The following is a 12,776-nucleotide window of genomic DNA, read 5'->3' on the forward strand; positions in this document are numbered from 1 at the left end:
CCTCGATTAAGCTGCATTTGCCGCGCGTTTGCTGGCATGTGCCATGGCACCATCCCGCACCCAACTGCCGTCGTCCCAGGCTTTACGCTTGGCTTGCAGACGTTCGTGGTTGCACTGCCCACGTCCCTGGATCACTTCGTGCAGCTCTGCCCAGTCGATCTCGCCAAAGCGGTAATGTCCGCTGGCCTCATCCCATGCCAAATCGGCATCGGGGGCGGTCATGCCCAGGGCTTCCAACTGCGGTACGGTGTTGTCGATAAACTTCTGCCGCAGCTCGTCATTGCTGTGGCGTTTGATCTTCCAGGCCATGCTCTGCGCGCTGTGGGGGGAATCGCTATCGTTGGGGCCAAACATCATCAGCGCTGGCCACCAGAAACGGTTGATGGCGTCCTGTAGCATGGCCTTTTGCGCTTCGCTGCCCTGGGCCATCACCATCACGGCTTCATAGCCCTGACGCTGGTGGAAGCTCTCTTCTTTACAGATTTTCACCATCGCTCTGGCATAGGGGCCGTAAGAGGCACGGCACAGGGCTACCTGATTGACGATGGCGGCACCGTCGACCAGCCAGCCGATCACGCCAATGTCAGCCCAGTTCAGCGTTGGGTAGTTGAAGATGGAGGAGTATTTCATCTGACCGGCGAGCATCTTTTGGTAGATATCCTGTCGGGTGCAGCCGAGGGTTTCCGCCGCGCTGTACAGATAAAGGCCGTGCCCAGCCTCATCCTGGACTTTCGCCAGTAACACCGCTTTGCGCCGCAGGGAAGGGGCGCGGGTCAGCCAATTGGCTTCTGGCAACATGCCGACCACCTCGGAATGCGCATGCTGGCCGATTTGCCGGATCAGATTGCGGCGATAGGCATCCGGCATCCAGTCTTTGGCTTCGATGGAGATATCGGCGGCGATCTTGTCGTCAAAGTGCTGCTGAAATTGTGCGTCAGTTGTCATGCTTGCCTCTTGGTGATTCATGTTTTTCACATTAATACCAAAAATGTGAATCACTTTAACTAACCGTAAAGCTACAAGTTGATAACAACAAGATCAAATGCAAATACTGTGGTTTTGCGATGAGTATCACAATGTATTTTGTTATAACATTGATTTTGTTTGTTATTTATTTTTAGTGTTTATCGATAACGCGGGTGTTAACTCAGCGGTTTGATGATTTTGTTTTGCTTTTGTTAAATTTTAACCTGGCGCGGAGTGGGATTTATGTGATACATCATTAATCTTAATGGTGTCTATTTATGAATTCCGGAGGAGCAAATGCAGCAGTTAACCAGTTACCTTTCTGGCGCTTGGGTGTACGGCCAGGGTCAAGCCCGCGAGATCCAGCATGCCGTTACCGGCGAGCCTTTGTATCAGGTCTGCTCCGACGGGCTGCCGTTGGCCGCCAGCCTGAGCTATGCCCGCAAGCTGGGCGGCACGGCGCTGGCAAAGATGACGTTTCAGCAGCGCGCTCAGATGATGAAAGCGGTGGCTAAACACCTGCTGGCTAATAAAGAAGCGCTATATCAGATCTCCTATCAAACCGGTGCTACGCGTAATGACAGCTGGGTGGATATAGAAGGCGGTATCTCCACGCTGTTCTCCTATGCGGGATTGGCAGGGCGCGAACTGCCGGACGACACGCTGTGGCCGGAAGATGAGCTGATCCCACTTTCCAAGCAGTCGCAGTTTGCCGCACGCCATGTGCTGACCTCTCGCCCCGGTGTCGCACTGCATATCAACGCCTTTAACTTCCCCTGCTGGGGAATGCTGGAGAAGCTGGCACCTACCTGGCTGGCGGGCATGCCGGCCATCATCAAACCCGCCACCGCTTCGGCACAGCTAACCCAGGCGATGGTGAAGCTGATTATCGACAGCGGGTTGGTACCTGAAGGGGCGTTGCAACTGATCTGCGGCGGCGTGGGCGATATATTCGATCACCTCGATTATCAGGATGCGGTCACCTTTACCGGCTCGGCGCAAACTGGGCAGAAACTGCGTTCCCACCCGCGCCTGCTGGAAAAATCCATCGCCTTTACCATGGAAGCCGATTCGCTTAACTGCTGCGTGCTAGGGGAGGATGTGACGCCAGAAATGACAGAGTTTGCGCTGTTTATCAAAGAGGTCAGCCGCGAAATGACCAGCAAGGCGGGGCAAAAGTGTACCGCTATCCGGCGCATTATCGTTCCGGCGGCCCGCATTGCCGAGGTACAGCAAGCGCTGTTGCAGCGCCTGGCTGGCGTAAAGATTGGCGATCCACAGCTGGAGCAGGTGCGGATGGGGGCGTTGGTCAATCAGGAACAGCGCGACGACGTGCAGCAAAAGGTGGAATTCCTGCTGCGCAATGGCTGTGAACCACTCTGCGGCGCAACGCTGGATAAGTTAGAAGTGGTAGGCGATGGCGCGCAATCAGGCGCTTTTTATCCGATCACTCTGCTGTACTGTGCCGATCCGTTCCGCCATCAGGCCGTACATGGTACCGAGGCGTTTGGCCCGGTGGCGACGCTGATGCCTTATCAAACTACCGAACAGGCCATTGAATTGGCGTTACTGGGGCAAGGTAGCCTGGCCGGATCGTTGGTGACGGCTGATGCGGAGTTGGCTTCACAGTTTATTCGAGCAACCGCCTGCGCCCATGGCCGTATGTTGGTGCTGGATCGCCATGCGGCTACGGAATCGACCGGCCACGGCTCACCATTGCCTTTGCTGGTGCATGGCGGGCCAGGGCGAGCTGGCGGCGGGGAAGAGCTTGGTGGGTTACGGGCGGTAAAACACTATATGCAGCGCACGGCGATCCAGGGCAGCCCGTCGATGCTGGCGGCCATCAGCCGTGAATGGGTCCGGGGTGCCGACGTGGTGGAGGAACAGGTACACCCGTTCCGCAAATACTTTGAGCAGTTGCAGATTGGCGAAAGCTTGCTGACCGCCCGCCGTACCATTACCGAAGCCGACCTCGTCAACTTTGCCTGCCTGAGCGGCGACCATTTCTACGCGCATATGGACAAGATCGGCGCGGCAGAGTCACTGTTTGGTGAGCGAGTGGCCCACGGTTACTTTGTGGTTTCTGCCGCCGCCGGACTGTTTGTCGATCCGGGCGTCGGGCCGGTGATTGCCAACTACGGCATGGAAAACCTGCGTTTTATCGAGCCGGTGAAAATTGGCGACACCATTCAGGTGAGGTTGACCTGTAAAAAGAAAATCCGCAAGCCGCAAAAAACTGCTGAGGATCGTCCGCATGGCGTGGTGGTCTGGGATGTACAGGTGCTTAACCAGCATCAGCAGGCCGTGGCGCTGTATAGCATTCTAACGCTGGTGGCGCGCCAGGAAGGGGATTTCAACACGGTGCACTAAGGCTGGATCGTCGGGGGCATCATGTTAAGATGCCCCATTATTTGCTGAAATGATCTACCCATGACTATTCAACAGCTTACCCTCAATGGTTTTCGTTCCATCCGTAATGTGCAGCTTACTCTTGGCCGTGTAAATGTGATCAGCGGCCCAAACGGCTGTGGTAAATCCAATCTGTACAAAGCCGTGCGATTAATCCATGAAGCAGCCAGTGGGCGGCTTTCGCTCGCCTTGGCAGAAGAGGGGGGCATACAAAATGCGATGTGGGCGGGTGGAGCACGCCTGGGCGATAAACGCGGCGATCCCAAACGGATGATCCTTTCGGCCACCCTGGAGGATTTTGATTATGAAATCCAGCTTGGTTTTCCCCCTCCCGATAATAGTTCCGAGCCAAGCCTATTTACGCTGGATCCACTGGTCAAGCAGGAGTCGCTGTGGCTGAGTGGGCATAGGCGTCGGAATTCGATGCGTCTGTTGGAACGCGTTAATCAAACCGCATTTCTCACCGATATTCAGGGGGAAAGGGCGGCTTACGCCGGAGCGTTATATGCGGAAGAATCGGTATTTGGTCAGTTGTCCGATCCGCATCTCTATCCCGAGTTATCACAGGCCAGGGAAATTCTGCGGCAATGGCGTTTTTACCATGAGTTTGCGGTTTGGCCTGGTTCACCGCTGCGTGTCCCACAGGTTGGTATTCGTGCCCCGGTGCTGGCGCACGATGGTAGTAATCTGGCGGCGGCATTCAGGACCATCATCGAGATTGGCAATGGTAATTTATTGTGCGGCATTCTGCGGCGGGCATTCCCTGATTCTGAGTTTGAGGTACAGGCACCGCAGGGGCGTTTTGAACTGTTGATGCATCGTGAGGGGATCCTGCGGCCGCTTGAAGCGGCAGAACTCTCCGACGGTACGCTGCGCTTTCTGTGCCTGGCGGTGGCTATGCTCAGCCCAAGACCTCCGGCCTTTATGGCATTGAACGAGCCGGAAAACAGTCTGCACCCAGATTTGTTGCCCGCGTTGGCACAACTAATTGCTGAAGCCAGCCGTTACAGCCAGCTGTGGGTGACCAGCCATTCTCCGTTACTGGCGGATTTGATTGCCGAGCATTGTGCCGTTAGGCATTACCAGCTCACTCAACAGCAGGGTGAAACCATGGTTGCGCAACAAGTCTGAGCCTAGAGGCTGCAAACCCGGTTCTTACCGCTTTTTTTCGCCGTATACAGGGCGTTATCCGCCAGGTTGACCAGGCTCAGCGGCGTATCGTTATACGGATGCGGGACTTTAGCACTGGCACCAATGCTGGCGGTGATAATCCCCAGCGGGCTGCCTGTGTGGGCGATCTTCAACTGCCGGATGCCCTCCAGAACCCGTTCGGCAAAGGCGATTGCGCCTTGAAGATCGGTATCCGGCAGAATAATTGCCAGCTCCTCACCGCCGTAACGCGCCATCAGATCGCCAGGGCGGTTGACCATGCCTTGCAGCATGCGGCCCAACTGCTGCAAACACTGATCCCCAGCCACGTGGCCGTAGATATCGTTAAACTGTTTAAAATAATCAATATCCAGCATCAACAGGGCTACGTTGCGATCGTTGCGCGCCGCCCGTGTCATTTCGTTTTTTAGCGCGATATCAAACTGACGGCGATTGGCCAGGCCGGTCAAGCCATCTAGCAAAGCCAGTTCTTCCAACGTGTGGTTCATCAGCGTCAGTTGATCACGGGTGCGTACCAGTTCGACTTCGGTTTGTACGCTTTGGTTAATCTGACGTATCAACACCAACCCCAGGGCCAGCAGTATGGACAGCAGGACTCCTCCACCGAGTGCAAAAAGTGACGCATCGTTACGCCAGTCGGCCAGAACGTCTTTTTTCGACAGCCCGGCGGTGATCACCAGCGGATAACGCTCCACCTGCGAATAGCCATAAACCCTTTCTACATTGTCAAACTGTGAGACCATGGTGACGTTGCCAAAGGGTGAATGCGGCAGAACTTCGCGGAACAAAATGCTATGGGAGATGTTTTTCCCGATGGCATCCTCATTGTAAGGGCGGCGGTACAAAATGGAGCCGTCGGCCAGTATCAGGCTGAGTGAGGCGTCGTTGTTAAGGGCAAATGTGTTGTAAAACTGGCGGAAATAATCGACATACAGCGTCGAAATGACCACGCCGGCAAAGCTGCCGTCCGCATGGTTCAGGCGGCGTGACACCGGGATAACCAAATCGCCGGTCGAGCGGCTGCGGATCACCTCGCCGATATAAATCGTATTATTGTTATGAGTGACGTGGTATTTAAAGTACGCCCGGTCGGCATTATTGGTATGGCTGAGGGGTTTACCGTTGGACGTCAGGATCCAGTTGCCCTGGGCATCATAGACAAAACTGCCATGCAGTTGCGGAAAGTTACTGGCCTGGCTCTGCATGATTTTTTGCAGGCGTAAACGCTGGGATTGGCCTAAGCCATCGGTTTCAATGCGTTCGCTAAGATCGACCAGGTTACTGTCTACCTGCGCAAAGGTATCTTCGGCATGCTGTGCCAGCGATCGGGCCAGATTCTGCGAGTCATTTTCGGCAATTTGCAGGTTGCGATGATGAGCGTTCCAGATTTGCCAGGCGTTGAACATGATCAGGGTAAGCACGACGATAATAACAAACACGCCAGCCTGATAGAGTAACGGCGAGTTTTTGTTTTTCCCGGGTAATGGCTGTTTTTGGGGCGGGAGCTGGGGTGCTGGCATAGCATTCCTGTCATGGAATCAGTTGGGGACGGGTATTGCGAACAATCTTAACCCTTCTATTTCCATCTTGCATGTCCCGTTATATTTCCAGGATATGTTCAGCATAAATTGGTGCCGGGGAGGCGCATGGCAGCACTATCTGACGCTATTATGCAGGTTTTACTGATGCTGGCGGTATATTACCCGTTAACGCTCCTGGCGCTGGCCGGGTTGATGATTATCGCTTACCAGCGGCGTAAAACACCGTTCTGGCGGTTGGCTCTGGTTTTGTTGCTGGTGTTGTTTGTCTTGTTCTCTCTGGTGGCTTCTAGCTGGCATCGTTAGCGCTGGGCAGTGCCTACCCTCACAGCAAGGCACTGCATCATGTGGCTACTCGACGTTGACCATCCAGTTGACACCGAACTTATCGGTCAGCATGCCAAAGCCCTTGGCCCAGAAGGTGGGTTGGAAAGGCATGGTGATGCTGCCACCCAGGGCTAGCCGGTTAAATACCTCGCGACCTTGCTCGACGTTCTCACTGCGGATCGACAGTGAATAACCGCTATGTGCCGGGCCAGTAGGGTCGGCCGGGCACCCATCCGATGCCATAATCACGTTATCCCCGATCACCAGCCTGGCATGCATAATCGCGTCAGGATCGGCATTGGGCGGCCCATTCTGCTGCTCTTCTGTCGGGATATCTTTGTAACGCATCATGATTTCTATATTGCCGTTTAGCTGCTGAGCATAAAAATTCACCGCTTGCTCACAGTTACCGGTAAAAAACAGATAGGGTTGAATCAACATAGTTCTTCCTCTTGGATCCCATGCCCTGCAAGGTTGCTGAATTTGTAGGGGGGTGAAGATGTTCGACCTAAGGAGCGCTGTATGCTGCGCCCGCTTGATTGCGGGGCCGAGGAGCGCCGAAAGAGAATAAGAACGCCTTGGTCAGGAATGGTTAATGACTGCTTGGCCGACGGCTTTCACATAAACAACTGCGCAGCGGAACCATCCCACACGGCGGCCAAGGTATAAACCAAAACCAAAAACAGCATGAAAGGGGGGTTGCTCATGGCGCTATCCTCGGTCGAAGTTCAGTTGAGCATTATTTAGTATAGCTGATTATTGCCACACAATATGACAGCTGGATGAAAATTGCACAATTTTCATGCGCCGTTTTTCAGACTACAAGAGGTAGGTAACCCGCTGATTTTTGACTATAGTAGTAAGGTACAGAGGCGTTAATTCTGTCAGCGGGTGGTCGCTGACGGAGAACGTCTTGATAATGGCATTGCCAGCAAGTTTAGACAACGGGTCAATGAGGGAGAGTCAAAATGGGTATCATTTCCTGGATCGTTTTTGGGTTAATCGCCGGTATTCTGGCCAAGTGGATCATGCCGGGTAAAGACGGCGGCGGCTTTATCATGACCGTGATCCTGGGTGTGGTGGGTGCGGTTGTCGGCGGCTATATCAGTACCTTCTTCGGTATGGGCCGGGTTGATGGCTTTAACCTGGGCAGCTTTGTGGTTGCCGTTATCGGTGCTCTGGTGGTGCTTTTTGTTTACAGAAAGATCAGAAGCTAAGCCGGGTTCGATCAACAGAGGGTCGCTGCGGCGGCCCTTTTCTTTTAAATGCGACAAACGTACAGCGTTTGAAAAGGGGATAGCGATGGGATTACTGGATGGGTTAGTCGGGGCATTGAGCGGTGGCAAAGGAATGGATTACAGCGCCATTTTGCAGTGGGTTGAACAGCAAGGGGGCTTGCCGGCCATCCTGGACAAATTCCGCCAGGGAAATTTGGCGGACGTGGTCGCCTCCTGGATCGGGACGGGTGAAAATCAGCCAATCAGTGGTGAACACGTTGAGCAGGCGTTAAGTACCGATGCCATTGCACAACTGGCTGGCAAATTGGGTATCGATCCGGCGCAGGCCTCTGCCCTGATTGCCCAGTATTTGCCGATGATCACTGACAAACTGTCACCCAATGGTCAGGAACCGCAGGGCGGCGATCTGATGAGCGCCGGGATGGATTTGCTGAAAGGTAAACTGTTCGGCTGATATGAGGCGGTGTCCCTTAATTGCACGTGAGTGCCGCTGGAGGTCATTTGGACGCGTTGCAAGGCACCACGGTCAATTGAGGGACACAGCCTAACCCTCCGGTTTCTGGCCGGAGGGTTGCCATTACAGCGTCAGCATAATTTTACCGATATGCGCACTGGACTCCATCAAGGCATGGGCCTGCGCGGCTTGTTCCAATGGGAACGTCTGGAAAATCTGTGGTTTTAACTCCCCGCGTTCCAGCAACGGCCACACTTTCAGCTCCAGTTCGGCAGCGATCTGGGCTTTATCTTCCACACTGCGCGCCCGCAGCGTTGAGCCGGTATGGGTCAGGCGTTTAAGCAGCAATGGCATCAGGTTCAGTTCTTTCACTACGCCGTTTTGCGTGCCGATCTGAACGATACGCCCGTCCATTGCGGCGGCACGGTAGTTCTTCTCCACGTAATCCCCCGCGATCAGATCGACGATGACATCGGCCCCTTTCCCATTGGTAGCGGTTTTGGTCAGCTCGACAAAATCTTCGGTGCGATAGTTGATGGCGACGTCGGCACCCAACGCCAGGCTGGCCTCACGCTTCTCTTCAGAGCCAACGGTAGTGATGACATAGGCGCAGAAGGCTTTGGCCAACAGGGTAGCAACCGTGCCAATGCCAGACGTGCCACCGTGGATCAGCACGGTTTCCCCGGCCCGCAGGTGGCCACGTTGAAATACGTTGACCCAAACGGTGAAGAAGGTTTCTGGCATGGCGGCGGCTTCTATCATGCTGAAGCCTTGAGGGACCGGCAGCGCATTGCTTTCATGCACCTTGCAGTACTCGGCATAGCCCCCACCGGCGATCAGCGCACATACGGCATCACCAGGGGCATAGCGTTGTACCCCAACGCCAACGGCCACCACCGTGCCAGCAATTTCCAACCCGGGAATGTCCGAGGCGCCCGGAGGTGGGGCATATTGCCCACGGCGTTGCATAACATCTGGGCGGTTGACGCCGGCGGCAGCGACTTTCACCAGTATTTCACCCTGGGCCAATACCGGCAAAGGGCGCTCCGCACTCACCAGAACTTCTGGTTCGCCCGGCTGGCTGATTTCGATGACCTTCATGTTTTCAGGTAGTTGTGCGTTGGCTGACATGCCGTTCTCCTTGATCAATCTGCGTATTCGGGGTATTCCCGGCTGGATTATCATATAGGGATAACAGAGTTGGCATGTGTGCGAAAGGGCGGTTTTGTCTAGACAAGCAGAGATACCGCCGCAGAGGGGGCAGAGGATCAGTCGTTTGGCGGAATACGAAAACCTTTCAGCGAGACGATAAAGTGCTTTTTGCCTTTGGAAATCTTGGCACCCTGATCGCACCACAGGCTGGCGAGCTGGAAAAAATCGTCGCTGTCAATGTCATAGGCCAGCTCAATCTTTTTCGCCGATCCTGAACGGATCAGCGTCTCTGCCTGCTGGTGATTAATGGCTTTTACGGTGTTCATAGGCGAAATCCTTGGTGTTAACCCGGAGCGGATAATCGCTAGCCATCATATGGCTGGATTGTGACATTTTTGTGATGGAAATATGACGCAGGGTCATTTTGCGGCTTGGCGCCCGTTTTCTCATGATCCAGTCATGGGTTAAATTTGGTGGTGCGCAGGTTCGGATTTAGTATGAGCGCAAACCTATTGACCAGACATTGGATTATGACCAACAAAGTGCGAAAACAGACCCTGCGCCAGCGTAGCTATCAGCTGTTGTTCAGCAATCAAAGCCGTACTGGACGCAGGATGCAGTTATTCTGGGTGAGCACGGCGCTGCTTAGTGTGCTGTTGCTGTTTATCGAACCCGGCGGCAGTTCGCTGTATACCCCCAATGCTCAAGTGCTTTATCAGCTGTTTTTGGCGGAGGTCTTTTTCACCACCCTTTTTACTGTGGAGTATCTGTTGCGGCTGTGGTGCACCCCGAGTAAAGAGCGCTATGCCATCAGCTTTTTCGGCATCGTCGATCTGCTGACGATGTTGCCGATGTATATTATCTGGATATTTCCGCATATGGCGGTGGAGTATATCGCTCTGCTGCGTGTACTGCGGATCCTGCGCGTATTGCGGGTGTTAAAACTGTTGCGCTACATGAGTGAGATGAGCATTGTCTGGCGCAGTATCAAGCTGGCGCGCCATAAGCTGACCCTGTTCTTTGGCTTTGTCGGCGTGATGCTGTGCGTATTTGGTGGCTTGATGTACGCGGTGGAAGGCGGCAGTGGTGGATTTACCAGCCTTGGTGCATCGATGTACTGGGCGGTAGTCACGTTAACCACCGTGGGCTACGGCGATATTGTGCCCCACACGCCATTAGGGCGGATGCTGGCTTCGGTGCTGATCCTGGTAGGGTATTCGATTATTGCGGTGCCTACGGGGATCCTGACCGCCTACATGTCGCAGGAGATGCAGCGCTATCGGGAACAGCGCCATTGTGCACAATGCGACCGTGGCGGGCATGAAGCCGAGGCGAAGTTTTGTAAATATTGTGGCGCGGCGTTGCCACCATTGTCAGTGAAATCCGCAAGATAACGCCGATAATTTCGCCAGCGGGGAGCAAATTATGTGCGTTCGATCTCCCTTTCCAGCCTCACGAGATAAAAAGAGTTGCTATTATACCCCCGACATGAGTTAATGATTCTCGGCCTGTGGTACAGACCTATTTATGCACGACATTTTGAGTAAAGTAGTTCAAATTTAAAGCGTTATCCTTGATAGCTCTTCACTGACGAATTTCCTTTCTAGTGCCTCCATAAGTAACTGATGACCGGCTATTTCATGCCCATGGTGGCTTAAATTTTTTATTGAAGGAATTCAACATGTCTAACATGATCAAAGGTCAAGTGAAGTGGTTCAACGAGTCTAAAGGTTTTGGTTTCATCACTCCTGCAGACGGCAGCAAAGACGTGTTCGTACACTTCTCTGCAATTCAGGATCAAGGCTTCAAGACCCTGGCTGAAGGCCAGAACGTACAGTTCTCTATCGAGAACGGTGCTAAAGGTCCGTCAGCGGCTAACGTTACCGCTATCTAATCGGCATCTCGCTGATTAACAAAAACCCGCCAAGGCGGGTTTTTTTGTGTCTGTGATTTGAGCCAGTGGGCGGAAAAACCGTTCACGGTGGTGTGCCAGGAGCTCTGAAAGATCAGCCTGACATTCTGCTAAGCTTTAATAGTCATCGTCGTAAGATGGCTCAGAGGGGCAACGAATTACGCAATGGTGGGTTCTTTTCGTCAGCTGTAATAGACTGATATCCGGAATGAATAACGAGGTAGAGCATGAAAGTTAACGATCTGGTGACGGTAAAGACCGACGGCGGCCCTCGTCGGGAAGGGGTAGTGCTGGAAGTTGAAGTGTTTAATGAAGGCACGATGTATCTGGTGTCACTGGAAGATTACCCGGCGGGCGTGTGGTTCTTCAATGAGATCGATAGCCGCGATGGCACCTTTGTAGAACTGCGTAGCGCTGAACAGGATTAAATCTTTGCCGCAATTAACAGCTTGCCGCCGGTCTGGTTGGTGGGCTGAAACCTGGCCGCACAGTTACGCGGTGTTGAAAACTTGCCAAAATACCCGTAGCGGCAGCATGCCGCTGAAAACGGGCGTTTTTCTGTCGTACTCTAAACCAACGTGTTCTGCTGTCGCTTTAATCAACGGCTGTTGACGAAAATGCCGCTGGTAAGCGTGTCGGTCAGGCGGACAACATGGTAGATGATCTGCTTGTTGTGGGTTTTGATCTTTCTTTTGATGTTTCCCTTGTGGGAAGAGACGGTTTTCACCTTGATCTGCATTTGATCGGAGATCTGGATGGTGCCTTGGCCGGACATCCACATGCGCAGCATGTTTGACTCGGTTTGGCTTAGTGTGACAGGTGTCTGATCCAGCGAGCTTTTTTCCGGGCGAACCAGCTTTCTTTCGAGGTAGTGGTTGAGCAACTGACTCATGGTTTGCGGTTTAATCGATTTTGACGAGATGATCACGTTCTTGCGGACGTATAAATAATCGTCGAAATGTACGTTGGTGATGGCCATGAAAATAAAGAATAAAGTATCGGGATTAAGAGATATCACGCGTTTTATTCTTTCTGTCGCATCCGCTTCATGAATGAAGCAGTCTTCATTCAGGAATACCATATTAGGCTTAAGTTTTGCGCACTTCTCATGCAGGCCGTCGATATGATGGACAGCGCTAATCTGACGCTTTTTCATCCCGTGCGACGTCAGGTAGTCGGTTAATCCTAATCTAGTGTAACTGCATGAATCCATAATGATTATTGGCATAGAGCCTCCCACTTAAGTCCGTTTCCACGCGGTTATAAAAACAAAAGCCCGAAGATAAAAGGCTAAAAGTTATAAAAAAATCACATCTTATGAATGCAACTTTCTATCAATAAAACCGGCATGACTCAACGTCTTTTCGAATTATATTTTTTAATCTACCAAAAGCATCAGTTTAGCTTAAGTCGACTTATTATGCTGTGGCGATTTTGCGGCTGGAAATTATCAGTGGACGCCGGGTAATCAGCCTTAAATTTGCTGCTATGGTTAGCTATTTTCATCGTGGTACTATTTCCCGCTAATCAGATGATTCTTAAGAGCCTCTTATAGCTCGTAATGACGCCAGAGTTGGCGGTTTTGTAACCGATAGTGTAGCTGCTGATTC

14 protein-coding genes are annotated in these 12,776 nt (G+C 52.9%); 8 read left to right on the forward strand and 6 right to left on the reverse strand.

Annotated elements, in window-relative coordinates:
* Nucleotides 1–6: 6 nt before the first annotated feature.
* The gene (paaA, locus tag A6U95_RS02600; RefSeq protein ID WP_065683339.1) at nt 7–945 is read right to left on the reverse strand and encodes a 1,2-phenylacetyl-CoA epoxidase subunit PaaA; all 939 of its coding nucleotides are present in this window, start codon (nt 943–945) and stop codon (nt 7–9) included.
* 318 nt (nt 946–1,263) lie between these two features.
* Here paaA and paaZ point away from each other — a divergent pair, with 318 nt between their 5' ends.
* Together paaZ and A6U95_RS02610 are read left to right on the forward strand one after the other, a co-directional pair.
* Nucleotides 1,264–3,336, forward strand: coding sequence for a phenylacetic acid degradation bifunctional protein PaaZ (gene paaZ, locus A6U95_RS02605; protein WP_065683340.1), 2,073 nt, complete (start codon nt 1,264–1,266; stop codon nt 3,334–3,336).
* Between the two features lie 60 nt (nt 3,337–3,396).
* A complete protein-coding gene (locus A6U95_RS02610) occupies nt 3,397–4,506 on the forward strand; it encodes an AAA family ATPase (RefSeq protein WP_065683341.1) in 1,110 nt (369 codons plus the stop codon).
* Nucleotides 4,507–4,508: 2 nt separating this feature from the next.
* Here the strand turns inward: A6U95_RS02610 and A6U95_RS02615 are convergent, their stop codons facing one another.
* Nucleotides 4,509–6,065, reverse strand: coding sequence for a GGDEF domain-containing protein (locus tag A6U95_RS02615; protein WP_065683342.1), 1,557 nt, complete (start codon nt 6,063–6,065; stop codon nt 4,509–4,511).
* Nucleotides 6,066–6,191: 126 nt separating this feature from the next.
* On the opposite strand from A6U95_RS02615, the gene A6U95_RS02620 reads away from it, so the two are divergent.
* Nucleotides 6,192–6,389 carry a hypothetical protein gene (locus A6U95_RS02620; RefSeq protein ID WP_065683343.1) on the forward strand — a complete coding sequence of 66 codons (198 nt, stop codon included), beginning with the start codon at nt 6,192–6,194 and terminating at the stop codon, nt 6,387–6,389.
* 45 nt (nt 6,390–6,434) lie between these two features.
* Here A6U95_RS02620 and A6U95_RS02625 read toward each other — a convergent pair whose 3' ends face one another.
* Nucleotides 6,435–6,851 (reverse strand): VOC family protein, encoded by a 417-nt coding sequence (locus tag A6U95_RS02625; protein ID WP_065683344.1) that lies wholly within the window; start codon nt 6,849–6,851, stop codon nt 6,435–6,437.
* A 527-nt stretch (nt 6,852–7,378) separates the two neighbouring features.
* Between A6U95_RS02625 and A6U95_RS02630 the strand changes: the two genes are divergently transcribed.
* Both A6U95_RS02630 and A6U95_RS02635 read left to right on the forward strand, forming a co-directional pair.
* Nucleotides 7,379–7,627 carry a GlsB/YeaQ/YmgE family stress response membrane protein gene (locus tag A6U95_RS02630; protein WP_021805741.1) on the forward strand — a complete coding sequence of 83 codons (249 nt, stop codon included), beginning with the start codon at nt 7,379–7,381 and terminating at the stop codon, nt 7,625–7,627.
* A gap of 85 nt (nt 7,628–7,712) precedes the next feature.
* A complete protein-coding gene (locus tag A6U95_RS02635) occupies nt 7,713–8,102 on the forward strand; it encodes a YidB family protein (protein WP_021180899.1) in 390 nt (129 codons plus the stop codon).
* A 123-nt stretch (nt 8,103–8,225) separates the two neighbouring features.
* Here the strand turns inward: A6U95_RS02635 and A6U95_RS02640 are convergent, their stop codons facing one another.
* A complete protein-coding gene (locus A6U95_RS02640; protein WP_065683345.1) occupies nt 8,226–9,233 on the reverse strand; it encodes an NAD(P)H-quinone oxidoreductase in 1,008 nt (335 codons plus the stop codon).
* A 137-nt stretch (nt 9,234–9,370) separates the two neighbouring features.
* A complete protein-coding gene (locus tag A6U95_RS02645; protein ID WP_021805739.1) occupies nt 9,371–9,580 on the reverse strand; it encodes a hypothetical protein in 210 nt (69 codons plus the stop codon).
* 171 nt (nt 9,581–9,751) lie between these two features.
* Here A6U95_RS02645 and A6U95_RS02650 point away from each other — a divergent pair, with 171 nt between their 5' ends.
* The 3 genes from A6U95_RS02650 (at nt 9,752) to dsrB (ending at nt 11,594) form a co-directional block, all read left to right on the forward strand.
* Nucleotides 9,752–10,648, forward strand: coding sequence for an ion transporter (locus tag A6U95_RS02650; protein ID WP_226906510.1), 897 nt, complete (start codon nt 9,752–9,754; stop codon nt 10,646–10,648).
* Between the two features lie 287 nt (nt 10,649–10,935).
* A complete protein-coding gene (gene cspE, locus A6U95_RS02655; RefSeq protein ID WP_004946278.1) occupies nt 10,936–11,148 on the forward strand; it encodes a transcription antiterminator/RNA stability regulator CspE in 213 nt (70 codons plus the stop codon).
* Between the two features lie 245 nt (nt 11,149–11,393).
* Nucleotides 11,394–11,594, forward strand: coding sequence for a protein DsrB (gene dsrB / locus A6U95_RS02660; protein ID WP_021180904.1), 201 nt, complete (start codon nt 11,394–11,396; stop codon nt 11,592–11,594).
* A 170-nt stretch (nt 11,595–11,764) separates the two neighbouring features.
* Here the strand turns inward: dsrB and rcsA are convergent, their stop codons facing one another.
* Entirely contained in the window at nt 11,765–12,394 is a 630-nt protein-coding gene (rcsA, locus tag A6U95_RS02665; protein WP_065683347.1) for a transcriptional regulator RcsA, read from the reverse strand.
* Nucleotides 12,395–12,776: the final 382 nt, after the last annotated feature.

Origin of the sequence: Serratia sp. 14-2641 (assembly GCF_001692375.1) — a bacterium.
Lineage (GTDB): Bacteria > Pseudomonadota > Gammaproteobacteria > Enterobacterales > Enterobacteriaceae > Chania > Chania fonticola_C.

Coding starts and splice junctions, on each gene's coding strand:
- paaA (WP_065683339.1), bottom strand. CDS start 945: ATGACAACTGACGCACAATTTCAGCAGCACTTTGACGACAAGATCGCC.
- paaZ (WP_065683340.1), top strand. CDS start 1,264: ATGCAGCAGTTAACCAGTTACCTTTCTGGCGCTTGGGTGTACGGCCAG.
- A6U95_RS02610 (WP_065683341.1), top strand. CDS start 3,397: ATGACTATTCAACAGCTTACCCTCAATGGTTTTCGTTCCATCCGTAAT.
- A6U95_RS02615 (WP_065683342.1), bottom strand. CDS start 6,065: ATGCCAGCACCCCAGCTCCCGCCCCAAAAACAGCCATTACCCGGGAAA.
- A6U95_RS02620 (WP_065683343.1), top strand. CDS start 6,192: ATGGCAGCACTATCTGACGCTATTATGCAGGTTTTACTGATGCTGGCG.
- A6U95_RS02625 (WP_065683344.1), bottom strand. CDS start 6,851: ATGTTGATTCAACCCTATCTGTTTTTTACCGGTAACTGTGAGCAAGCG.
- A6U95_RS02630 (WP_021805741.1), top strand. CDS start 7,379: ATGGGTATCATTTCCTGGATCGTTTTTGGGTTAATCGCCGGTATTCTG.
- A6U95_RS02635 (WP_021180899.1), top strand. CDS start 7,713: ATGGGATTACTGGATGGGTTAGTCGGGGCATTGAGCGGTGGCAAAGGA.
- A6U95_RS02640 (WP_065683345.1), bottom strand. CDS start 9,233: ATGTCAGCCAACGCACAACTACCTGAAAACATGAAGGTCATCGAAATC.
- A6U95_RS02645 (WP_021805739.1), bottom strand. CDS start 9,580: ATGAACACCGTAAAAGCCATTAATCACCAGCAGGCAGAGACGCTGATC.
- A6U95_RS02650 (WP_226906510.1), top strand. CDS start 9,752: ATGAGCGCAAACCTATTGACCAGACATTGGATTATGACCAACAAAGTG.
- cspE (WP_004946278.1), top strand. CDS start 10,936: ATGTCTAACATGATCAAAGGTCAAGTGAAGTGGTTCAACGAGTCTAAA.
- dsrB (WP_021180904.1), top strand. CDS start 11,394: ATGAAAGTTAACGATCTGGTGACGGTAAAGACCGACGGCGGCCCTCGT.
- rcsA (WP_065683347.1), bottom strand. CDS start 12,394: ATGCCAATAATCATTATGGATTCATGCAGTTACACTAGATTAGGATTA.